Source organism: Saccharothrix saharensis (assembly GCF_006716745.1).
Lineage (GTDB): Bacteria > Actinomycetota > Actinomycetes > Mycobacteriales > Pseudonocardiaceae > Actinosynnema > Actinosynnema saharense.
Genome location: NZ_VFPP01000001.1, coordinates 2,796,567 through 2,817,405, shown reverse-complemented (window position 1 = coordinate 2,817,405; position 20,839 = coordinate 2,796,567). Strand labels below are relative to the sequence as shown.

Below are 20,839 nucleotides of genomic sequence, written 5' to 3'. Positions count from 1 at the left end.
CAGGCAGCCATCCCCGACCCGTGACGCGCCAGCCAGGCCAGCGACTCCGCACGCTCCACCGCCCGCGTACCGGCCTCGTCCAGCACCGCGTACCGACCACGACCGGAACAGACACCGCACCACCCGGTAGGCGTGCTCCTACTGGTCTTGGACCCGCCGCAGCCGCCACACGTCGCGTCGGTCACCGTCACGGCGCTCATCACGCACCCCGAGCCGACGTGCGCGTGCAGAAGCACACCAGCGACGCGCCCACCACACCGGTCAGCGAGCCGTCCGGGTCGATCTCCACACAGGTGCCCCAGCAGTCCGGGCACGTGCCCTCCGGAGCCTGCCCGGTCGGGGGACGACGCAACGGGCGGTTGAGCGTCCACGGGATCACGCGCGCCCGGTGGCAGTCGACCTCCTCCACCACCTCACCCGCACGCACCAACCGGTCCCACTGCGACGCGGTGAACCCCATGTGCTCGACCACCAACGCGATGAACTCCGGCAGGTCGTCAAACCGCGACGCGCACAGCGCCACACCCGTCAACGGGTTCACGTCCCAGAAGTGGAACTCCCGCCCCTCGCCATCCGTACGAGAACGCTGCTTATCAGCCAAAACAGCCGTCATATCAGTCCCCTGATGTAGAGGACCCCTTGAGCAGGTGACCGCAACCAACACGCGCGCTACGCTCTGAGGGCGCATCCGCTGCCAAGCCTTGCGCGTGAGGGCTCACGGGTTACTGCCCGTAGAGTCCGATCGGCCCGGTGGGGGTTGCCGCCCCTTCCGGGCTTTTTAGTCCTCCATGTGAGGACCATTACGTCCTCCACTATGAGGTCCAGTACGTCCGCTTGTCAAGGACTAACTAGTCCCCCATCATGGACCTGTGGAGATGGCAGAGGTGATGCGACAGCGCCGGGGCGAGTTGGGGTTGTCCCAGGCGGAACTTGCAGAGCGCGCTGGAGTGGGTGTTCGGCAGATCAGGCGTTACGAGGCGGGCGAGCAGGAACCGAGCTTGTCTGTCGGTGTTGCCATCGCAAAGGCGCTACGGATCACCGTCACCGAGTTGACCGGCGAGCGGCCCCAGGGTGTCAACCTCACCGGTGAGTGGTGGATGTCCTGGCAGACGTTCAAGGACGGCCAGGAGGTCATCACCGCTCAGGAGGTTCGCTTCACTCAAGAGGGTGAGCTGATCAACGTGCAGACACTCACGCGCGGCATCGAGGTGGACGACGGCGGATACCACTGGCACGGCGAACTACGCCTGTGGGATAACGAGATCCTGATGGGCTGGTACGCCGCCAACGACGGCTCCGTACGTTCCAAGGGGACGATGTACTTCGTGCTGCACCCTCATGGCATCAGCATGGAGGGACGTTGGGTTGGGTTGAGCTACGACGGCAAGGTCGTCACGGGTTGGGGCTCGCTGGGGCGCGATGAGGAGCAGGCACGGACGCTGATCGACCAGCTCAAGAGCAGCAAGGCATGACTACCGACGTTTGCGAAGTCGTGATCACCGCAGCGGACGCTGACTGGCTCGCGCGATTCATCCGGAGCCTTGTGGTCGACCGCTTGGCGGCAGCGGGTCACACTTTCTCTCCCATCAGCTCTGCTTACTGGTGGGCTGACGACGTGCAGGCTCATGCCGAAGCGCGCGCCACGCTGCACACCCGGGTCGAGCTGGTGCCTGCCATTGTGGAACGGGCGAACCTTGAGCATCCGTACGAGCTGCCCTGTGTAGTCGCCGTTCCCCTGATCGCTGGCAACCCGGCGTACTTCGACTGGATCCGCACGGAGACCACGCCCCAAGGCTGATCGCTGCTGATCTGGCTTGCTGGTGAGGATTTTCTCTACTGGTTCAAGGCGGCCCCTGGCGGGGCCGCTCGGCCGCACTCTGCTGTCCCCGCTCGCCAGGTCCTCTTCGGCCCCGTCCCTGTGTCGCTCGGGCAAGCGGGCGGGGCCCGGCCTCCGGCCACCCACCCGCGCCCGGCGACGGGAGGTAGGGCCGGGACCGGGCGAGCGGGACAGCGGCCGACCGACCCCACCAGGGTCCGCAAACCAAAAGATCATGTCCTCGCCGGACGGGCAGGCCAGCAGGATGACCGGAGGACACCGACAGCTCGCGAACCAGCGGGGACCGGGTTTCGTGTCATCCCGCCGACCTCCACGAGGGCAACCACACGCGTCAAGGGGGCAGTCCTCAGAGGACAGTCCAGAATGGACGAGTGTGCCCCCTTGACACGTGTGGTTGGGGCGAGCCAGGTCGGCGGGATGACACGAAGCCCCTCTGTGGGGTGATCATCCGTAGTTGCGCCATTCCGGCGTATCGGCAGCAACGCGCCAGGACGGTTGCCCGAAGCGTCGAGCGATAGCGTCGAGAACCAGATCATGGCAACCCTGTCCCGCGTCCCGCTGCACCTCGTCCATCACCTGGTTGGCACCTTCGATGTCGGCTGTGCGCAGGTGAGCGCAGGTCTCCTCGACCTTGCGGTGCATGTAGTCCATGACCTGCGCCACCTGCTGAGGGGTGAGCGTGATCTGGAACTTCATGTGGCGACCAATCCTCGGGCGTCAGAACGTCTCGAACGTCTCAAGCGTCTCATAGGTCTGATGTCGTGGGAAGCGTCTCACCTGCACTGATTCGATGTGATTCGTCCGTCAGAGTGAACGCATGCCGGGAAGTGGGCTGGTCAGCACGGGTGAAGCGGCGAAGTCAATCGGCGTAGGCCGCGCGACGCTGGCGCGGTGGTGGGCCGAGGGGTTGGTGGTACCTACGCTGGTGACCGCTGGCGGTCATGCACGCTGGGATGTTGATCAGCTCCGCCGCGATCTGGCTGCGCTCCGGGAACGCGACGAGTAGTGCTCAGCGAGCGCACTTGATCCGGGGACAAGTGCGGATCTGGGGACCACGTGGGGACCACACGTCATGCACGGAGGCGAACAACCCGCAGGTGGGCGAACATTGAGCATGTCCCTTGTGGACCGCCTGACCGGCCAAAACGGCAACCCCGACGTCCTGGGGGTCAAGGGGTCGCAGGTTCAAATCCTGTCGTCCCGACGGTCGATAGAGGGCGTAAGCCCAGGTCAGGGCCTTGGATCACTTCGGTGAGACAAGGCCCTGACCCGTTTCGGGGCAGCGCTATCTCACAATTTCTCACGAACGCTCGTACTGCTTGTTCAGCCCAGGAGTTCGTCGAGCTGGTCGGCTGCTTGGCGCAGGTGCTCGACGTTGGGGTGGATGTAGACCCGCTTGGTGAAGCTGAGGTCCGCGTGGCCCGCCCAAGCGCTGACGATCACGTCGGGTACGCCCGAGGTGGCCAGGTAGGTCAGGCAGGCGTGGCGGGCGTCGTAGGGCCGGACCTTCCTGACCTTCGCCTCGGCCATCAGCTTGTAGATGGCCCGCCGGAGCCGGTCGGTCTTCCAGGGCCGTCCCAGCTCGTCGACCAGCACGAACCCGGACCGCTCGTACAGCTCACCGGCCCTGATCGCCTCCGCGGCCTGCCGGGCCTTGAACGCCTTGAGCGCCGCGTGCAGGGGCTTGGGGAGTGGGAGCTTGCGCTTGCCCTTCTCCGACTTCGGCCCCTTTTCCTCGACTTCGCCTTCGACCAGCGTCCTGGTCAGCTCGACCGACAACGTCCCGGCCTCCAGGTCAACGGCTGACCAACGCAGGCCGCAGACCTCTGCCGGCCGCATCCCGATCAGCGCCAGAAGCACTGGCGCGTGGAGCCGGTGGTCGCGGATCGAGGAGAGGAACTCTCTCACCTCCGTCTCACTCCACGGCATCCGCTGGGCCGCCGCAGCCGCCGCCTTGCGCCGTGCTTCGCGTGGGATCTGCGTGTTGTGCCGCTCGAAAAATCATCGCTGCTGGTCAAGCGGCGTGTCTGTACTCGTTGATCAGACCGCCGAGAACTCGGGTGCGTTGCAGTCTGCGGGTGTCGAGGTTGTGTACTGCCGCAGGGTGTTGCCGGGCGTCGGGTGGTAGTTGGTCGCGGGCCTGGTGGGGTCGGTGCCGGTTGTAGTGGTCTTCGTAGGTCGTGAGGACGTGTTGTGCGTGGGCTTCGCCGGTGATCAGGATGTGGTCGAGGAGTTCGCGTCTGATGGTGCCGATGACCCGTTCGCAGTGGGCGTTCATCCGGGGTGCCTGCGGCGCGCTCTTGATGATGCGTAGGTCGTCCGCCAGGAAGACGCTGTCGAACGTCTGGCTGTACTTGCCGTCGCGGTCACGGAGAAGGAAGCGCAGCGACTCCATCCGATGTCCGAGGTCGGCGGCGAGGTTCCTGGCCTGCTGGGTCGTCCACTCCCGGGTCGGGTGGGACGTGACGCCGGTGACGTGCAGGCGGCGGGTGCCGTGTTCGAGGAATACCAACGCGTACAGACGCCTGCCGAGCACGGTGTCGAGGTGGAGGAAGTCCGCCGCGATGATGCCCTGGGCCTGGGCGGTGAGGAACTCCCGCCAGGTCGGACCATTGCGGCGTGGTATCGGGTCGATGCCCGCGTCGCGCAGGATCTGCCAGACCGTCGAGTGGGCGATGTGGTGGCCGAGGCGGGCCAGTTCGCCCTGTATCCGACGGTGCCCCCATCGCGGGTTCTCCCTGGCGAGCCGCAGTACGAGCGTCTGACCGTCGCTCGGGTTGGTGGGCGCCCGGCACGTCGACGCGCGGAGTGGTCCCACTTGCGGGCTATGAGTTTGCGGTGCCAGGTGAGCAGGGTGCCCGGCGTGACCGGGAAGACCTCCCGCCACCGGCGGCGATTCACCAGTGCGGACAGGGCGGCGAACCAGAACCGGTCCGCGGGCTCGTAGCGGACCGGGCCTGCGAGTTGCCGACGAAGGACCGCGTTCTCGTGCCGCAGCACGAGCAGCTCGGCATCCTTCGCTGCCTCGCCGCGCAGCAGCACCGACGGGACGGACAGCAACGTCCGGGTCACCTTGTACAGCAGGGACACGATCACCCGGACATGGTCTCAACGCGGCGACACCCGCTCTACCAGCAGCGATGACTTTTCGAGCGGCACAAGATCGGTGACCAGGACCAGCAGGTCCCAGCCCCGGTCCCGCCGGCGCTGCCGCGACAACGCGCGCATCGGGATGTCACCGTCCTCGTCCAGCGGCAGCTGGACCACCTCATGCTTCACCCGCCATCCTGCCTGCCCGCTCAACCTGGGCGGCGAAGACGCCGGGCAACTCGTCGGCGACCGCCGTGATCACCCGTTCGGGAAGCCCTTCGTCGGCCAGCACCCCGACGGCCACCTGGCGTGGTGCGCTCATGTGGTTCACCTCGCTGCCTCGCTTCGGCCGGACTTGGACGACCTCGTGGCGCTCGGGGCCGGTGGTGCTCCTCGTCGGCGTTCGCACGGGGAGGCCGGACCGGATCTTCGACCACGACGAGCACCGAGAGCACCGCACGCGGGTGACCGTCAGGGTTTCAGGACGACCTTCTCGCAGTTTTCCTGCTTGTTCTTGAAGATCTCGAAGCCGCGTTCCGCCTCGTCGAGCGGCAGGGTGTGGGTGATGATCCGGGTCGGGTCGATCTCCCCGCGTTCGATGCGCTCCAGCAGCGGCTTCATGTAGCGCTGCACGTGGCACTGCCCCGTGCGCAGGGTCAGCGACCGGTTCATCCACGCCCCGGCCGGGAACTTGTCCAGCAGGCCGCCGTACACGCCGATCACCGAGACCACACCGCCGCTGCGGCACGACAGGATCGCCTGGCGCAACGTGTGCGGGCGTTCGGTCTCCGACCGCACGGCCTGCTTGATCCGATCGTAGGCGGCGACGTGCGCGCTGCCGTGGGTGGCCTCCAGGCCGACCGCGTCGATGCACTTGTCCGGGCCGCGCCCACCGGTCAGCTCCAGCAACCGAGAGCGGACGTCGACCTCGTCGAAGTTCACCGGCGTGTGGCCCGCCCGTTCCGCCATCTCCAGCCGGTAGGGCTCCTTGTCGATCGCGATGACCTGCGCCGCGCCGAGGAGCCGGGCGCTGTCCATGGCGAACTGACCGACCGGGCCCGCGCCCCACACGGCCACCACGTCGCTGGGTTGGATGTCGCACATCTCGGCGCCCATGTAACCGGTGGGCAGGATGTCGGACAGGAACAGCACCTGCTCGTCGGTCAGGTCGGACTCGATCTTCAGCGGGCCGACGTCGGCGAACGGCACGCGCGCGTACTGCGCCTGACCGCCCGCGAAACCCCCGGTCAGGTGGGAGTAGCCGAAGATCCCGGCGACCGGGTGACCGAACATCTTCTCCGCGATCCCGGCGTTGGGGTTGGAGTTCTCGCAGCAGGAGTACAGCTCGGCCGCGCAGGCCGCGCACGCGCCGCAGGCGATCGGGAACGGCACCACGACCCGGTCGCCGACGCGCAGCTTGTCGGGGCCGACACCCGGACCGACCTCGACCACCTCGCCCATGAACTCGTGCCCCAGCACGTCGCCGTCCTGCATGGTCGGCACGTAGCCGTCGACCAGGTGCAGGTCCGAGCCGCAGATCGCGGTGGAGGTGATCCGGACGATCGCATCACGGCTGTTGAGGATCTTCGGGTCCGGCACGTCGCGGACCTCGACCTTGTTGCGGCCCGCCCAGGTGTTCGCCCTCATGCGTCCGCTCCCTTCGCGAGCTCGGAATCCGACAGCGGTTGCGCCGGCCGTTGCGGGAATTCCTCGCGCGCCCGCTTGCCCCACGGCGCACCGTCCGAGCGGACCACCTCGCCGGTCTCCACGACCTGTTTGAACCGGCGCAGGTCGTCGTCGAGCTGCTGGTGCGGTTCCTCGCCGAAGTACTTGGCGACCGCCTTGCCGACCGCGCCGCCGGGGATCTCGTACACCAGGACGACGAACACCTCGGTGCTCACACCGTCCGGGGCGGGTGTGAACCGCACCGTGCCGGCGTTCGGCACCGCGGCTTCCCCGGTCGACCGCCACACGATCTTCTCGCCGGGCGTCTCGTCGGTGATCTCCGCGTCCCACTCGACGCTCTTGCCGAACGGGGCACTGGCCGACCAGTGGCTCGTCCGGTCACCGGTGGTGCGCACCTGTTCGAGGTGCGCCATGAACGTCGGGAGGTTCTCCAGGTCGCGCCAGAACGCGTAGACCTCCGACGGGGGTTTGCGAATGGTTGTCGTCGCTGTCAGCTCCACGGATCCTCCTTTGCGCAGGCCCTGCCCCGCCGGCGCGGAACCGGTGCGTGCCTCTCGGGTGGCCTGTACGGCGGTCAGCAGGTCCAGTGCCGTGATCCCGGCGACGGCGCCGGTGACCCCGACCAGACGCCGTCGGCGGGCCCCGTCGCGGTGGGCGAGGGCCACCCCCAGCGCGGTCAGGTCCATCGCGTCGCCCACGACCCTGGTCCACGCCCAGGTGCCCTTCCGTCGGCTCGTCAGGAGCCCGGCTGCGTGGACCAGCTCCCGCGCTCCGACGACCGGCACCACCGCCCGCGACCGCGCGGAGTCGTCCACACCGCCGAGCCGGCGCATCACGCCCGGTGCCGCCAGCTGCACCACGCCCAGCGCGAAGCTCAGCCACCCCAGCCGCCGACCCCGCCTCTGCATCTCTTCCTGCCTTCCGCGCCCTTCGGACAGGCTTGCCGGTCGGATCATGCGCAGCCTCCGCATCCGATCACGCCCTGTCGAACGCCCGGTGGACCACGGCCCGGGACGCGACCGATGTGGACTGGGCTACCCTTCGGCAACCCCGCTAACCCTCCGGTACCGTCGCCCACGACCGTGGAAGGTCGCCTGCGAGCTGCGCGTGAACCACGAGGTGCCGCGCAACCGGGCCGTTTGATGCCGGTCGGCGAGTCTCCGCGTTCGAAGACGTCGAGCTGGTCGCCTGCGCAATCCCGGTGCATGCACAGCGCTGTAGCGTGGTGTCTTGCTGCGATCGGCTGTCGTCGCCGCGTGCCGCCATGAGCGTGGGCTGGAGGCTCTCCAAGCGCTGCGACACTCTTGTTCGAATCGGTACCAAGGCCGCCGATTGCAATTCAGGCTGTTCCATCGAGCGAGGCTGTCCCCGGGCTGTCCACGTCGCCGGACAACGTGAGGTGCAGATTCCGCAGCCGCTTCGACGGGCAAGGCGAACTGAACCGGCCAATTCGGGCGTTCTCCGGCGTGCTTCGTCATCGCGATGAGGAAATCCGGTCACCTGAACGTCCCATCCTTTTCTGATTGCTGAGGACCGCACCGTGTCGGTGGCCGTTCCGCCGCGCCCCAACACGCTCGCCGAGTGGATCGCCGCCACCTTCCCGCCGAGGATCCCGGCCATCCGCCTGGGGACGATGTGCGCTTCGTGCTCATGTCGTGGCGTGGCAGCACGCAGGCGGATCGGGCGGCCGCAGTGACTTCGAGCGCAACATGGTTGCCAGCCTACGGTTGCGTCCTGGACGCAAGCCCTCACTCAGGTCACCTGAGCGCAGGTTGTCCGCCGCCTTTGCACGGCGGATATAGCCGTGCTGTGAGCGCTTCGAGGTTTTTGGCCTTGCACGTCCTCTACCTGCGTGGATGGAGTTCTCGGCAGGTACAAGGTGTCCAACGTCTTTGGGTGTCAGAAGTTGGCCACGCGGTGTGGCGTGCGGCTAGGCTTCTGTGAGTTCGTAATCGTTGATCAGGCCTCATAATTGCCCGGAATGCTGATCATGGCAGTGATCTACGACGATGGCTTCCGAGTGACATAGAGTGTGTTCAAGTGATTCTGGTCAGCACCGATGGTGCTGGCATCTGGTTGGGCCGGCTTGAGACCTTCGCCATGGACCGACGTGTCGGCTACGGGTCCGGCGGTTCACCTTGCGCCGATCGGCTCCTCCAGCCACCGGCGCAGCCGGGCGAGCCGGTCGGCCTCGGCATTGGTTAGCCCCGATACGAGAGCCGCCGTGTCGATCGCGGCTCGGCCCTGATCTACCGCGCCCAGTTCGCGAAGCTCCTCGGCTGCCTGTACGCGTAGGCCCAGCTGAACGTCCGGGCCGACAAGGGCGTCCAGCCACAGGTTTCTGGCCGTATGGCTCTCGTTCGCCACGCACAGCTCTGCCGCGATCCACGCCCGTTCCGATGCAGTGCAGCGCCGGTTAGCCCGCAAGGTCGCGATGGCAGTGGCCACCTCATCCGAACCGCCGGTGCGGAGGAAGAGCCTCACTGCGCGCAGTAGGTGCTCCCTGGAGGCGACCGGATCAGCGAGGACGTCCGCGGCCAAGGTGTGGGCGTCGCGTGCGGCACCGTGCAGGCTCATTGCGTCGGCGTAGCCGAGCCGTTCTTCCGGTCCCGGCTGAAAGCCGCGCAGGATCGGCAGGATCGTCGGTGCGGCTGTGACGTCGGCCCGCAGCCATGCCCGGACGGCAGCCAGGCGGCAGCCCTGCCGTTCCACAGGGTTCGTGAGCAACCGACGGGCCGCCTCGACCACCGTGTCGGCGTTCCCGCCTTGAATCACCACGTCGGTCAGCTTCGAGAACTTCACCAGCCCGTGGTCGCCCGTGACCCGGATGATATGGGAGAGGTACTTTCCTCGGTCGGTCTCCAGTGGGACCTCGAACGCCCACCAGAAGCTGACGTCATGGTCTCCGTGCTCCGGTCTCGGAGCGATTCTCATGATCAAGTCGGCTGCTTCCCGCTGAAGGCCCATCCGGTGCATCTCGCGTGCCGCCCAGAGCTTCGTATCCTGGGATATGTGCGGCGCCGAGCGAATCGTGTCCGCGACCTCGTGGCCAGCTCCGCGCTCGCCCGCCGACAGGCTCCACGCCCGCACAACGCCGTTCACGAGGTCGCTGTCGCCGTCGGCCTCGGGGTGTTCGAAGACGTACCGCCCCAGCTGGGCGAGCGCATCGTGCGCACCGACTTCGCCCAGCGCCTTGGCCAGCTCATCCAGGCACCACACATGAATGTGTCGGTGCCCGTCCATCATGCGCATGATGTCGCCCGCGCACTGCCGGCCGCGGACCGCGAGCACGAAGCTGGCGGCGTGGACGAACACGCTGTCGGTGATGTCGCTGTTCTTCGCCAAATCCATCACCAGATCCGCGGCGCCCTCGGCCCTGTCGCACTCGACCAGGGCGTACGCGGCGTTCACACGAGTCCAACGATCGGTCCCCCGGTCGTCCAAGACCGATTGCGCGAGATCCACGAGGATTGCGCCGTCATGCCCCAACGCCTGCAGTGCGTAGAAGATGTCGAGCCTGCCGGTCGAGTCGGCAGAACCGACCAACTCATACAGCATCTCCGCACCACGGGATTCGTCCACGACCCAGGCGTACGCCGAGGCCGCCTTGACCCGGCTCTCGAGCTTCGTGGTGTTGCTCGCGACGAGCTCTTCCAACCGGTACGCGAGGGTCGGCAGCTCGCCGACCATCCTGATTAGGCCGACCGGGTCGAGGGAGTGCGTTGTCTCGTGCAAGAGTGCGATCAGACGGTCGACCACCGCCTTCTCCAGGTCCGCGTCCAGTGCCACGCCGGCCGTGACCAGTCGGACCAGCGTCTCAACCGCCTTCACCCCTATCGCGAGCAACCGGCGCACGATCATCCCGCCGTCGTGGGACTCGTGTCGGCTCCAGATGGCCAGCGTGAACAGTGCGAGGTTTCCCGAGGTGGCCCGTTCGACGGCCTGGTCCACCCAGCGCTGCATCCCCTCGAACGAGGCGCCCGCGCGCTCGGCGTGGTAGCGGGCGGCCAGGTACTCCACGATCGACTGGTGGATGAACCGGAAGACGCCACCGCTGACGGTGAGCAGGCCGCTGTCCACCAGCACCTGCTCGACGTGCCGTTCAGAGTCGCGCGGGGGCACTAGGTCGGCGGGCCTGTTCAGGTCCACCCAGCGCTGCGCGGCTGGAAGCAAGGGGATCTCACCGTCCAGGTGGAGCCTGGCGAGGAAGGACAGCAGCGACTCGCGGGATCCGCGCAGCCACGACCGCCACGCGGTGTCTGAGCCCGTCGGCTGCCGAGCGTGCAGCAGTTCGTCCACGACGCGCTCATACAGCTCCACCTGGGTCGCAGGTAGCGGGCGCTTGGGGGACGTGGTCTGCATCGCGGCCGCAATGGTGGCGAGCAGCGGCACTTGGACGACTTCGCTGAGGTGCGATTCCGCGATGTGGTCGAGGAACCGATCTGCCTCTTCCGCCGCGTCATCCGCCCCCTGCGCTTCGAACCAGTCATGGGCGAACTCGGAGAGCTGGTCGTGACCGAACGGTTGGAGCGTGTACTCGCCGAGGTCCGGTGCGCGCAGGAGTTCGAGTTCCCCGTGTGGCAGTGGGCGTGAGGTGATGACGAGCCGGTACGGCCCTCGGTGCAACATCAGTCGGTTCAAGATGTTCAGCAGCTCGTGCCGGCGGTCCGGGTCGTGGATCTCGTCCAGGCCGTCGACCACGATCAGCCAGCGCACGTCGCGCACCCGGTTGGCGAACAACGCCGGTTCCGGCTCCGCGACCAGATAGTTGTTGTTCCGCACTACAGCGGCCAGCCGACGGCTCCAGGAACCGGTCGGCGGGACCTGGACGGCGGGCACGTACAACGGCACCACGGCCTCGCCGATCGGTTCTGCCGTGGCGAGGCGTAGCCACCGGTCCGAGAGTTGCCGCACGAGCGAACGGCCGAGCATCGACTTTCCGTAGCCCGGGTCGCCGACGATGAGCAGGTGCTCATGCCTGCCCAGCGCCACGTCGAGCGGGACCGGGAGGCGTGCCGACGGGTCCTCCTTCTCCTTGCGTTTAGGGGCCTCGGCTGGTCGCAGGGCCGATTTGACGTGGATCCGGGAGACCGGGGGCGGGTTCACCCCAAGGAGTCGGTACGGGAAGGTGTCGCTCGCAGCGTGCTGCGCATTGAGGATGTCGAGCAGGCTGTCCGCAGGCAGTGGCAGGTCGCGCCAGGACGCCTTGGCCGCGCCGCGGGCGGACATGCTGAGCAGCGTCTCGCGTTCCAGCGCGGCCTTCGCCTCCTCCCACGTGGGCAGGAGGTGCTCCGAGGACACCGAGAGCGCGCGGGCGAGCCGCTCGACATCGGCCCGCTCCGGGAGCGCGCGACCGCCGCAGATCTCGTACAACTCGTTTCTCGGGATGTGCGGCCGCACCAAGGGCACCAGCCGGTTCACGCTGCCGATCCCGGCGTTTCCCATCGCCTCGGCAAGCCGGGCGTGAAACCCGGTCAGCGCGGGCAGCGGACCGGCCTCACCCCGGTGTTTCCGACCTCCCTGCGGCACGCGCGGCACCCCTCTCCTCTGCCGGTTTCCCGAGCTTCATCCGGCGATGGCGGGAAACGGTACCGGCCGCCGACCGTGGGAACCGGAACGCCACCCAGGAGAGGACCGACCTCATGATCGACGCCCTGATCACCCTGACCGGCCAGGATTGGTTTCCCCTTGCCCTGGCGGTCGTTACCCGGGCACCCCGGTCAGTCCGGGCGCTCGTCCGGCTGGTGCGCCGCAAGGCCCAGACCGTCCGCGAGCGGCACGCCGCGCACCCGGAGGAGAAGGACTGAGCCAGAGCGTCCTTCACCAACTCTGGGAGTTGAAGCCGAGCGGAACCACCGACGAAGTTCTGATCATGTCCGCCGCCAACGGTCTTGTACTTGATTCGACCATCCCGACAGTGGGCGACGTGAAGCCCGTCATGTGGGAGACGCACCGTGAACCATGGCAACGATGGCTGTTAGAGGCCAGCCCCGACGGCGTAGGCCACCTGATCAGGTCTGCACATAACCGCAGGTACATCAGCGCGAACGAGGACTCTCAGCCGCGTTGGCGGCCATGGTTCGAGGATCGCCACGCTCAACTGTCTCAGCAGCGGCTCCTGGCCCTGCCCTACGCCGGTCGTGGCCGCCGCTAAAACGGTCGCGGAAGATCCATTCCGGCTCTGTCTCACCTGATCGCTTGGCTGCCATCCGCTCACTCGATCTAGTGTCAAGAACACCACTACTGGCATGTGTCTGACCGCTCGACCGGCGACAGCGTCGTGCACAGCGCATAAAGGCGTGCATGCCTCATACGGCAAGATGGCATGGTGGACTACGACTTGACGAGGCTTGGCACGCGGGAGTTCGAGCACCTCGTCCAAGCCTTGGCGCTTCGGGTCCTCGGTGCGAAGGTGGAAGTGTTCGGTGACGGCCGCGACGGTGGCCGGGAAGCGACCTTCGACGGGAGGACGCACTATCCCGATCCGGATGCGCCCTGGGATGGGTACGGAGTCCTCCAGGCCAAGTTCCATCAGCGCCCACGGGACCCTGCGGCGAACGCCACGTGGTTGTGCGCTGAAGTCAAGGCTGAAGCCGAGCAGTGGCTCAACCGGCGCCGCAGTGAGCTCGGCAATACCCGCAGGCCGAAGTACATGATTTTCGCGACGAACGTGGTCCTCTCGGCCGTACCCGGCTCGGGCGGCATCGACAAAGTCAAAGAGACGCTCAGGTCCGTCGCCTCGTCGATGGGGTTACACGATTGGGCGTTGTGGCATCACGACCAGATCTGTCGCTTCCTGGACGGCCATGCCGACATCAGGAGGGCGTACGCCGCGTTCACCACGCCGGGAGACGTGCTGGCCAAACTGGCTGAGCCTCCCAGCCCGCCGCTGCTGAACACCGAGCTCGCGGTGGCGGCCGACCGGCTGGCGATCGAGGTCGCGAGCCAGTGGGCCGCGGAGGCCGACCACAGGAGGCTCCGCGTTCCGATGCCGGTGCCTATCCGCTGGCAGTGGGCGAAGGGCATGACCAGCACAGTGGGGGTCGTCGCGAACGTCCCGCCGCGCCGAAGACCGCTGTTCCCGCCGCTGCCCGGGGTGAGCGCGGTCGGTCCGGCGGGGTTGCGGTCCGGTGGGCTTCGTGACCTGTTCTCGGTGTACGCCGGACTCGACGGTGGGCGCACCGTGATCCTTGGCGACGCGGGTTCCGGGAAGTCGGCCGCCACGATCCTGACGTTGATCGAAGCGTTGGCCCACCGGGCGGGACTGGCAGTGCAGCAGCGGGCGGCGGTGCCGGTGCCGGTGCTGTTCACCACGAGTGGGTGGGATCCGGGCGATCAACGGCTGGGGGAGTGGCTGGCCGAACGGTTGGCCGTGGACCACCCGTTCCTGCGCGCCGAGCAGTTCGGCGACAGCATGGCCGCCCAACTCGTCAAAAGCGGTGGAGTCGCGCTGTTCCTAGACGGGTTCGACGAGATGGACCCGCGGTTGCGCGCGGCGGCCCTGGACGACATCCGCAAGCCGTCGACATTCCGCCTGGTGCTGGCGACCCGGACGAGGGAGTTCGCCGACGCGGTGATCACCGGCGAACACGTGCACGCGGCCGCGGCGCTCGAACTGTTGCCGGTCCCGGCCGCGGACGCAGCCGATTACCTCGACGGGCTCAACCGCGACGACACCGCACCGCAGTGGACGCAGCTGACCGCTCACCTTCGCGGGCACCCGGACAGCGTCGTCGCGCACACCCTCGACTCCCCGCTCACCCTGACCCTGCTGCGCGACCACACCGACGCAGACCTCGTTCGAGACCTGCTGACGCCGGGCAGGTTCAACGTCCGGGAGGAGGTGGAGAACGCGCTGCTCGACCGCTCCGTCGGGGCCGGTGAGCACCGAGCGCTGCTGACCTTCGTGGCGGCGCGGATGCTGGAACAGGACAACACCCGCGACCTCGCCTGGTGGCAGATCCACTGGTGGGTGAAGCGGTGGCACGAGCGTGCGGTTCGCGTGAGCGTTCCCGCGGTCATCGGGGTGGTCCTGGGCGCGGTGTTCGGGCCGGTGATGTTCGGACCGCACGGCAGGTACGTGGTCGACGGATCCACCGGGGCCGCTTTCGGCCTCGTCTACCTGTCCGCGATCGGCCTGGTGTTCGGCCTGCTGACCGGTCTCATGTCCGAACTGCGCCATTCCCGCCGGTTCGCCAGGGCCAGCGGCAACACCGCGGCGTTCAGCCTCGGCGCGGCGGTGACCACCGGGGTCGCCACGGTCATCGCGGTCGGGAACCAGACGCACTGGGGCCTCGGGGTCCTGGCGGGCCTCGGTGCGGGCGTGGTGATCTGGCGCGGGCCGACCGGCGCTGCGGCTCCGCTACGGACGGGCGAACGCTCGCGGTGGCGATCGCTCGCGAGCCGGTTCCACCCGCTGTCGGGTCTCGCGGGCGGACTGCCCATCGGACTGGCGTACGGGTTCACCGACGGACCGCGGCAGGGCATCGGCGCGGGCTTGACGATGACGTTCGTCTTCGGGGTCATGGTCGGCTTCGGCCGTCCGTCCATGCAGACCGCCACAGATCCGTATGTGGCATGGGTCCAGGACGTGAAACGCGCCATCACCTTCGGTCTCACCTGCGGGTTGGCCCTGGGCGTGCCGCTAGGGTTGAAGCAGGGGGTGCTCCACGGACCGTTGGCCGGGGCGATCACCTTCGCGGCGATCACGGTCATGGTGGGACTCAGCCTCGGCATCGGTTCCTGCGATGCGTGGCGGACGACACTGGTGTGCCTGCAACTGAGGCTGCGAGGCATCCGGATCCGCGGCGTTTCCTCGCTCGAGGCGGAGCGCGACCGCCGCGTGCTGCGCACCGTGGGCACGCTATACCAGTTCAAGCACCCTCGCCTGCAAGACCGGCTTGTGGACGAAAGATCGGCCGGTTGAAGCAACATTTCGCGATGACGGTTGTGAGCTGGGTGTCTTCGTGCCGCTCGCGTCGACAGAGCACTTGATTCGCGCTCAACTGCGCGATGTCCGTGTGACGTTGAGGTTCACTCGGTGGCTTTGGGGTGGGCGCCAGCATATTGCACCCATACGGTGTGCTTGTCGGCGTCCAGTAGGTACCAGATGCGGTCGCCGCCGGTGACCTCGATCTGCCAGCGGGGCAGGGTCTTCCCGTTGTACGTGCCGTGGGCGAGGCTGCCTTTGAGTTGGTGGTGGCGGTTGGTGGGCTTGCCGGGACCCGGGCCGGGGTCGTTGCGCATGGTGTCCCAGGCTTGGCGCAGGTTGCCCGATGCTCGGGTTTCGAGGTCCTGCCAGCCTTTGACCGCGTCGGTGGTGCAGTAGCGGATGCGCCACTCGTTCCCGATGGTGGGCGGGGCGACAGGGTCGCCTTTCTTCGGGCTCACGCGGTGGCTGCTCCTGGTGCGGGGACGTCACCGAGGTCGTCGCCGTCTTGGTGGAGGATGGCGAGGAGTCGTGGGTCGGCGTGGACTTCGGCGGTGTGCTGCCACTGGCTGATGAGCTGGGTTACCGGGGCCGGGGTGCCGAGCGAGTCGGCGGCTTGCAGGACGTCGACGAGTTCGACGACGAATGCCTGCATGTCCTCGCGTGGCAGGAACCGTACCCAGGGGAACGCCGTGGGCATCACGTCGGTCACCAGGTCGCGGACGCTCTCGCTGTGCTGCATCAGCGCCACGAAAAGGGCGGTGGTGGTCGAGACGACCTCACGGACCTCTTGCGCTCGGCTGGCCGTGGTGAGGACCAGGTCCTCCTCGTCGCCGCGGCGGTGCACGAGCAGTGTCCGGCTCGGCGACTCCTGGAGCTTGCGGACGGAGTCGGCCGGCTTGTTCGACAGATCGCTGAAGTTGATCTCTGACGCAGCCGTGGACATAGTTGCAAGGTACCTTAAAACTCGCGGTGGTGCCAGGTCGTTCCGTCCGTGGCCTTCGAAGTTGCCGTCACGGCTCTGTCCTGCGGCTGGTGCGGTAGCCGCTGACACTGCGGCGATGGCAGCACTGGTGGAGTTCGGTCACTCGATGGGTGCACAAGTGTTCGATGTCCGCTGGGGTCGACATGGGTTTGCCGTGGGAGGAAGATGGGAGGAAATTGGGAGAATTCAAGGTGAATGAACAGGGGTGAACTGCGTTGAGGTGTACTCAACTGCACTGTCACAACCTGTGAACTTGATGTTTTCGCAGGTCAGGCCATGATCTGGCCCACCCTGGGGGTTGAGTCTGCAACATATCGTCTGGTCAAGTGGTCGTCTCTTCGTGATCGATTGAAGGCGACTCGGGGTGTGCTGTATGACTCTATCGCTCCGCTTGGGGCGATGCCGTTCGAGGTGCATCTCGAGGGCGGCTGAGGGTCACAGTGTGGCGTCGCGCGGTTGACACCGCGGATAGTGCAGGTTGCGGATGCCGTGCAGTGCCTCGTACAGATAGCCGGTGCCGCACAGCCTAGGCAGGACCCACGCGTCCATATGAGGCTGAACGATTGCGGTGACGCTTTCTGCTGGTCGTCACAGGTGGTCGCCCAGTCGACGCCGACCTCACACGTGGCCCTGGCGCTCACGCAGTAATCGCACCGGCACTCTCACGGTCGCTCGGATTGCTGATCGTGACATATGACCTGCGACGATGACTTTTCGAGCGGCACACCTGTTCGTCGACGGCTGCTTCTGGCACACCTGCCCGGTGCACGGTCGACTTCCCCGGGCCAACCGCGCATGGTGGCGGTTGAAGCTGCGGGGCGTTGCTCTGCGCGACCGGGACACGGACGTCAGGTTGACTGCAGCAGGGTGGTTGGTCGTCAGGGTGTGGGAACACGAGGACCCCGAAGAGGCTGCGGAACGTATACATGGGCTGGTCGCAACGCGCATCAGGCGGTCAGTCAGGTGATCGACTCATCGGCGGTGTTAGGAGGAGACGGACAACCCCCACTGGACCGCCAGCCACACTGCCCGTTCCTGTCGCCCGGGCGAGGGATCGTGTGGCCAACGGCCCACGGGCACAGTGGAGCAGGTGAAGGTACGACGCCTCGAAGTGCTGTTCCCCTCCGATGTGAACCGCCGCGAGTACGCCATAGCCTGCGCGGTGTGGAGCGCGCTCCACCCGACCAGGCTCGTGAGGGACAGCTCGCCAGAGCGCAACGGAGGCACCAGCGACGCAAGGCCAAGCGAAGCGTTCGACGAGGAAGTCCAAGGTTTCTGATCAGTCCTGTGACCGGTGCCCGCCGGTCTTGGACGCCTCGTAGAAGCCCGTCACCCGTATCCCAGCCCACCAGGTACGGGCCGATACTGCCGAGTCGCGCCGCTACAACTACCTCGTCGCCGCCACCCAACTGGCCGGCTACCTGGCCGAGTACTCGCCCGACCCGGACGCCGACGACGCGGCCGACGACCCGTGCGAGGTGACCAAGGCCCACGTCGAGGCATTCCAGGCGTGGATGATCGAGACCCGCTCGGGTGCCACGGCGTTGAACAAGCACAAGGGTCTGCAGCAGTTCTTCAAGTGGCTAATGCTCGACGAGGAGGACATCGACCGCTCCCCAATAGAACGGGTGAAGCAACCTGTGCCGATGGAGAAGTCATCGCTGCTGGTCAAGCGACATGTCTGTACTCGTTGACGAGGCCGCCGAGGATGCGGGTGCGGTGCAGCCTGCGGACGTTGAGGTCGTGGACTGCCGGAAGTTGATGTTGAGTCTCGGGTGGTAGTTGGTCGCGGGCGTGGTGGGGTCGGTGTCGGTTGTAGTGGTCTTCGCAGGTCTTGAGGACTTGGTGTGCGTGGCTCTCGCCGGTGATCAGGATGTGGTCGAGGAGTTCGCGTCTGATGGTGCCGATGACCCGTTCGCAGTGGGCGTTCATCCGCGGTGCCTGTGGTGCGCTCTTGATGACGCGGAGGTCGTCGGCGTGGGAGACGGCGTCGAAGACCTGGCTGAACTTGCCGTCGCGGTCGCGGAGCAGGAAGCGCAGGGATTCCATGCGCGTTCCGAGGTCTGCGGTGAGGTTCCTGGCTTGCTGCGTTGTCCAGGCCTGGGTCGGGTGGGGCTGTGACTGCGGTGATGTGCAGGCGCCTGGTGCCGTGCTCGAGGAACGCCAGCGCGTAGAGGCGTTTGCCGAACACAGTGTCGAGGTGGAGGAAGTCGGCCGCGATGATGCCCTGGGCCTGGGCGGTGAGCAATTCTCGCCAGGTCGGGCCGGTGCGGCGTGGCGCCGGGTCGATGCCGGCGTCGTGCAGGATCTACCAGACCGTCGGATGGGCGATCCCGTGGCCGAGTCGAGCCAGTTCGCCCTGGATTCGGCGGTGGCCCCACCGTGGGTTCTCCCTGGCGAGCCGCAGCACGAGCGACTTGATCGCCGCTCGTGTCGGTGGGCGTCCGATGCGTCGACGTGCACGAGACTTATCCCACTCGCGGCCCAAGAGTCTGCGGTGCCAGGCGAGCAGAGTGGCGGGCGTGACTGGGAAGACCTCTCCCCAACGTCGACGATCCACCAGCCTGGACAGGGCGGCGAACCAGAACCGATCGGCGGGCTCGTGATGGACCGGACCCACGAGTTGTCGGCGCAGGATCGCGTTCTCGTGCCGCAAGACGAGCAGTTCGGCGTCCTTCACCGTCTCGCTGCGAGAAGCACCGCCGGGACGGACAGCAGCTTCCGGGTCACCTTGTACAGCAGGGACTCGATCACCCGGCCATGCTTCCAAAGACGACGGCGCTCTCGCTTCACCAGCGGCGATGACTTTCCGGGCGGCACACGTCACCGCGTTCTCGACCCTGGTCGCTGACCAAGCCGGCGGACCACCTGCTCGACCGCGGCACCGTGGCCGTCATCAGCCAGGACCCTGCGAACGAGATCTGCCTCGCAGACTCGGCGGTGCGCCGATGCGCCGACTGTTCGAGGTGCTGTCCGGGTCACTGGCCCAACCCCGTGCGCACGGGGTCCGGTTCGGGCCCTACCGCACGGTCTTCTCCGACGGCTGCCGTTCGATCAAGATCCCGGGCGCCGTCCAATCGACATCCAGAGTCCGTCCAGTGTCCGTCCAGACGTGAACTTTAGAGTCCTGTCTGCAATTAGCGACTCGTTCTATTGCTATTGTTGGAGAAGGTGAGATGTCTATGCGATTCCGCGCCACAGCTTGGTCGTCCGTCGTCATGACGGTAGCCGCGACCGCCGCGCTGATAGCCTCGTCAGGTGTGGCCAACGCGTCGTCGGCCACCGTCGAAAGACCTCAACTCCAGCGGGTACTGGCAACGCAGGCGGTCCCGGAAGCGCCAGTCGTCTTGCGCAAACTGATTTCTCGGCAGGGAGAAGCCGCCAGCGCGAGCAGTCCGCCGGTGATCACGTGCAACGCGATCAGCGACTACCCGCACAACTCCTCGCACGTCCCCGGCACGATCAACGTGGTAGGCCGTGGAGTATGCGACTATCCGGTCGGAAGCATCGATGTGGTCACGGGCTTGTTCCGGGGCGGGACGACCGTCGTCGGCACCGGCGCACGAGTTCAGGCCAACGTTGCCAGCCTCTCCGCTCCCGCCTCGGCACCGTGCGTCGCCGGTAGCTACATCGGTGTGGCTGACGTTATCTTTACCGCGCCACCTGGCTATTACCCTCCGGCTATTCGCTTGGTCGGCCAGTCACCTTCCGTTTCCATCAGCTGTTGAGCACGCCCTGTGGTATCGCTGTTGATATCCACGCCGGAGGTGGGTCGATCGCCGGAAGTGCGCAGTAGCGCAGGGCGGTGAACTCGGCTTCGATCCAGTTCAGCCAGGAGTTGCAGGTCGGTGGGAACACCAGGTCGGCGTCGTTGCCGGCGGCCCAGTCTCGGACGTCGGGGTGACGGTGGGGCGAGAAGCCGTCCATGACGAGGTAGCGGCGTTGGCCCGGCCATCTGCCCCGCAGGCTCGCGAGCAGGTCGAGAAGTTCGCCGTGCCGTTTGCGGCGCCGGATCCGGTAGTGGATCTTTCCGCTGGTCAAGTTTAGGGCGGCGAGCATGTGCATCACACCGTGTCGACGGTTGTAGGTGGCCTGTAATCGGCGCGGTGCTCCGGTCGGCCGCCATGCCCTGCCCTTGCAGCGTTGGAGGTTGAGCGGTCCGAACTCGTCGACGCAGATCACCCGGCCGTCGTCGGACGGGTGATCTGCGAGGTCCAGGATCCGGTGCATCTTGGCCATCAAGTCCGGGTCGGGCTCCTGCAGCACGTGATGTGTGATTACCGCAGCTCAGCGCTTCGGCGCAGAGCTCTGG

Annotated in this window: 22 protein-coding genes; 9 read left to right on the top strand and 13 right to left on the bottom strand. The window is 66.9% G+C overall.

The genetic code is table 11. The features are described from left to right. Nucleotides 1-199 precede the first annotated feature (199 nt). Complete coding sequence (locus tag FHX81_RS11530) at nucleotides 200-541, bottom strand: hypothetical protein (protein WP_141977716.1); 342 nt, start codon at nucleotides 539-541, stop codon at nucleotides 200-202. A 334-nt stretch (nucleotides 542-875) separates the two neighbouring features. Between FHX81_RS11530 and FHX81_RS11525 the strand changes: the two genes are divergently transcribed. After that, nucleotides 876-1,472 carry a helix-turn-helix domain-containing protein gene (locus tag FHX81_RS11525; RefSeq protein WP_141983891.1) on the top strand — a complete coding sequence of 199 codons (597 nt, stop codon included), beginning with the start codon at nucleotides 876-878 and terminating at the stop codon, nucleotides 1,470-1,472. Then, nucleotides 1,469-1,798 (top strand): divalent-cation tolerance protein CutA, encoded by a 330-nt coding sequence (gene cutA / locus FHX81_RS11520; protein WP_141977714.1) that lies wholly within the window; start codon nucleotides 1,469-1,471, stop codon nucleotides 1,796-1,798. Before FHX81_RS11525 ends, cutA begins: the two co-directional genes overlap by 4 nt. Before the next feature lie 483 nt (nucleotides 1,799-2,281). Here cutA and FHX81_RS11515 read toward each other — a convergent pair whose 3' ends face one another. Further along, a complete protein-coding gene (locus FHX81_RS11515; RefSeq protein ID WP_141977711.1) occupies nucleotides 2,282-2,533 on the bottom strand; it encodes a hypothetical protein in 252 nt (83 codons plus the stop codon). 121 nt (nucleotides 2,534-2,654) lie between these two features. Here FHX81_RS11515 and FHX81_RS11510 point away from each other — a divergent pair, with 121 nt between their 5' ends. Then, the gene (locus tag FHX81_RS11510; RefSeq protein WP_141977709.1) at nucleotides 2,655-2,843 is read left to right on the top strand and encodes a MerR family transcriptional regulator; all 189 of its coding nucleotides are present in this window, start codon (nucleotides 2,655-2,657) and stop codon (nucleotides 2,841-2,843) included. Between the two features lie 317 nt (nucleotides 2,844-3,160). Here FHX81_RS11510 and FHX81_RS11505 read toward each other — a convergent pair whose 3' ends face one another. The 7 genes from FHX81_RS11505 to FHX81_RS11480 all read right to left on the bottom strand — a co-directional run bounded on the left by FHX81_RS11505 (nucleotide 3,161) and on the right by FHX81_RS11480 (nucleotide 12,151). Continuing rightward, complete coding sequence (locus FHX81_RS11505; protein WP_246107770.1) at nucleotides 3,161-3,745, bottom strand: site-specific integrase; 585 nt, start codon at nucleotides 3,743-3,745, stop codon at nucleotides 3,161-3,163. A 106-nt stretch (nucleotides 3,746-3,851) separates the two neighbouring features. Next, complete coding sequence (locus FHX81_RS11500) at nucleotides 3,852-4,655, bottom strand: integrase core domain-containing protein (protein ID WP_246107769.1); 804 nt, start codon at nucleotides 4,653-4,655, stop codon at nucleotides 3,852-3,854. Nucleotides 4,656-4,945: 290 nt separating this feature from the next. Continuing rightward, nucleotides 4,946-5,116 carry a hypothetical protein gene (locus FHX81_RS41980; RefSeq protein ID WP_246107768.1) on the bottom strand — a complete coding sequence of 57 codons (171 nt, stop codon included), beginning with the start codon at nucleotides 5,114-5,116 and terminating at the stop codon, nucleotides 4,946-4,948. Beyond that, on the bottom strand, nucleotides 5,106-5,249 hold the full coding sequence (locus FHX81_RS41975; RefSeq protein ID WP_246107767.1) for a hypothetical protein: 144 nt from the start codon (nucleotides 5,247-5,249) through the stop codon (nucleotides 5,106-5,108). The genes FHX81_RS41980 and FHX81_RS41975 overlap by 11 nt, the downstream gene beginning before the upstream one ends. A gap of 149 nt (nucleotides 5,250-5,398) precedes the next feature. Beyond that, nucleotides 5,399-6,574: a zinc-dependent alcohol dehydrogenase gene (locus FHX81_RS11490; protein WP_141977705.1), complete on the bottom strand. Its 1,176-nt coding sequence runs from the start codon at nucleotides 6,572-6,574 to the stop codon at nucleotides 5,399-5,401. Then, on the bottom strand, nucleotides 6,571-7,521 hold the full coding sequence (locus tag FHX81_RS11485; RefSeq protein WP_141977703.1) for an SRPBCC family protein: 951 nt from the start codon (nucleotides 7,519-7,521) through the stop codon (nucleotides 6,571-6,573). The genes FHX81_RS11490 and FHX81_RS11485 overlap by 4 nt, the downstream gene beginning before the upstream one ends. A gap of 1,225 nt (nucleotides 7,522-8,746) precedes the next feature. Then, nucleotides 8,747-12,151: an NACHT domain-containing protein gene (locus tag FHX81_RS11480; RefSeq protein ID WP_141977701.1), complete on the bottom strand. Its 3,405-nt coding sequence runs from the start codon at nucleotides 12,149-12,151 to the stop codon at nucleotides 8,747-8,749. 104 nt (nucleotides 12,152-12,255) lie between these two features. Between FHX81_RS11480 and FHX81_RS40475 the strand changes: the two genes are divergently transcribed. The 3 genes from FHX81_RS40475 to FHX81_RS11470 all read left to right on the top strand — a co-directional run bounded on the left by FHX81_RS40475 (nucleotide 12,256) and on the right by FHX81_RS11470 (nucleotide 15,539). Next, a complete protein-coding gene (locus FHX81_RS40475) occupies nucleotides 12,256-12,420 on the top strand; it encodes a hypothetical protein (protein WP_170232019.1) in 165 nt (54 codons plus the stop codon). Beyond that, nucleotides 12,417-12,767, top strand: a complete 351-nt coding sequence (locus FHX81_RS43145) for an RICIN domain-containing protein (RefSeq protein WP_484336717.1) — start codon at nucleotides 12,417-12,419, stop codon at nucleotides 12,765-12,767. The genes FHX81_RS40475 and FHX81_RS43145 overlap by 4 nt, the downstream gene beginning before the upstream one ends. 171 nt (nucleotides 12,768-12,938) lie before the next feature. Then, nucleotides 12,939-15,539: an NACHT domain-containing protein gene (locus FHX81_RS11470; RefSeq protein ID WP_170232017.1), complete on the top strand. Its 2,601-nt coding sequence runs from the start codon at nucleotides 12,939-12,941 to the stop codon at nucleotides 15,537-15,539. Between the two features lie 107 nt (nucleotides 15,540-15,646). Here the strand turns inward: FHX81_RS11470 and FHX81_RS11465 are convergent, their stop codons facing one another. After that, nucleotides 15,647-16,003: a hypothetical protein gene (locus tag FHX81_RS11465; RefSeq protein ID WP_141977695.1), complete on the bottom strand. Its 357-nt coding sequence runs from the start codon at nucleotides 16,001-16,003 to the stop codon at nucleotides 15,647-15,649. Continuing rightward, nucleotides 16,000-16,488 (bottom strand): hypothetical protein, encoded by a 489-nt coding sequence (locus tag FHX81_RS11460; RefSeq protein ID WP_141977692.1) that lies wholly within the window; start codon nucleotides 16,486-16,488, stop codon nucleotides 16,000-16,002. The genes FHX81_RS11465 and FHX81_RS11460 overlap by 4 nt, the downstream gene beginning before the upstream one ends. 1,376 nt (nucleotides 16,489-17,864) lie before the next feature. Here FHX81_RS11460 and FHX81_RS43140 point away from each other — a divergent pair. Beyond that, nucleotides 17,865-18,221 carry a phage integrase N-terminal SAM-like domain-containing protein gene (locus FHX81_RS43140; RefSeq protein ID WP_141977690.1) on the top strand — a complete coding sequence of 119 codons (357 nt, stop codon included), beginning with the start codon at nucleotides 17,865-17,867 and terminating at the stop codon, nucleotides 18,219-18,221. Here FHX81_RS43140 and FHX81_RS41970 read toward each other — a convergent pair. Further along, nucleotides 18,196-18,576: a transposase gene (locus FHX81_RS41970; RefSeq protein ID WP_246107766.1), complete on the bottom strand. Its 381-nt coding sequence runs from the start codon at nucleotides 18,574-18,576 to the stop codon at nucleotides 18,196-18,198. The genes FHX81_RS43140 and FHX81_RS41970 overlap by 26 nt on opposite strands. 100 nt (nucleotides 18,577-18,676) lie before the next feature. Between FHX81_RS41970 and FHX81_RS41965 the strand changes: the two genes are divergently transcribed. Together FHX81_RS41965 and FHX81_RS11445 are read left to right on the top strand one after the other, a co-directional pair. Next, complete coding sequence (locus FHX81_RS41965; RefSeq protein ID WP_246107765.1) at nucleotides 18,677-19,378, top strand: hypothetical protein; 702 nt, start codon at nucleotides 18,677-18,679, stop codon at nucleotides 19,376-19,378. A gap of 331 nt (nucleotides 19,379-19,709) precedes the next feature. After that, the gene (locus FHX81_RS11445; RefSeq protein WP_141977688.1) at nucleotides 19,710-20,255 is read left to right on the top strand and encodes a hypothetical protein; all 546 of its coding nucleotides are present in this window, start codon (nucleotides 19,710-19,712) and stop codon (nucleotides 20,253-20,255) included. On the opposite strand, the gene FHX81_RS11440 is transcribed toward FHX81_RS11445, so the two are convergent. Continuing rightward, nucleotides 20,245-20,793: a transposase gene (locus tag FHX81_RS11440; protein ID WP_246107764.1), complete on the bottom strand. Its 549-nt coding sequence runs from the start codon at nucleotides 20,791-20,793 to the stop codon at nucleotides 20,245-20,247. The two genes, FHX81_RS11445 and FHX81_RS11440, sit on opposite strands and share 11 nt — an antisense overlap. Nucleotides 20,794-20,839: the final 46 nt, after the last annotated feature.

Bases quoted from the DNA above. Each gene is read 5' to 3' on its own strand.
- FHX81_RS11525 (WP_141983891.1), top strand. From the start codon at position 876: ATGGCAGAGGTGATGCGACAGCGCCGGGGCGAGTTGGGGTTGTCCCAG.
- cutA (WP_141977714.1), top strand. From the start codon at position 1,469: ATGACTACCGACGTTTGCGAAGTCGTGATCACCGCAGCGGACGCTGAC.
- FHX81_RS11515 (WP_141977711.1), bottom strand. From the start codon at position 2,533: ATGAAGTTCCAGATCACGCTCACCCCTCAGCAGGTGGCGCAGGTCATG.
- FHX81_RS11510 (WP_141977709.1), top strand. From the start codon at position 2,655: ATGCCGGGAAGTGGGCTGGTCAGCACGGGTGAAGCGGCGAAGTCAATC.
- FHX81_RS41975 (WP_246107767.1), bottom strand. From the start codon at position 5,249: ATGAGCGCACCACGCCAGGTGGCCGTCGGGGTGCTGGCCGACGAAGGG.
- FHX81_RS11490 (WP_141977705.1), bottom strand. From the start codon at position 6,574: ATGAGGGCGAACACCTGGGCGGGCCGCAACAAGGTCGAGGTCCGCGAC.
- FHX81_RS11485 (WP_141977703.1), bottom strand. From the start codon at position 7,521: ATGCAGAGGCGGGGTCGGCGGCTGGGGTGGCTGAGCTTCGCGCTGGGC.
- FHX81_RS40475 (WP_170232019.1), top strand. From the start codon at position 12,256: ATGATCGACGCCCTGATCACCCTGACCGGCCAGGATTGGTTTCCCCTT.
- FHX81_RS11470 (WP_170232017.1), top strand. From the start codon at position 12,939: ATGGTGGACTACGACTTGACGAGGCTTGGCACGCGGGAGTTCGAGCAC.
- FHX81_RS11460 (WP_141977692.1), bottom strand. From the start codon at position 16,488: ATGTCCACGGCTGCGTCAGAGATCAACTTCAGCGATCTGTCGAACAAG.
- FHX81_RS41970 (WP_246107766.1), bottom strand. From the start codon at position 18,576: ATGGAATCCCTGCGCTTCCTGCTCCGCGACCGCGACGGCAAGTTCAGC.
- FHX81_RS11445 (WP_141977688.1), top strand. From the start codon at position 19,710: ATGCGATTCCGCGCCACAGCTTGGTCGTCCGTCGTCATGACGGTAGCC.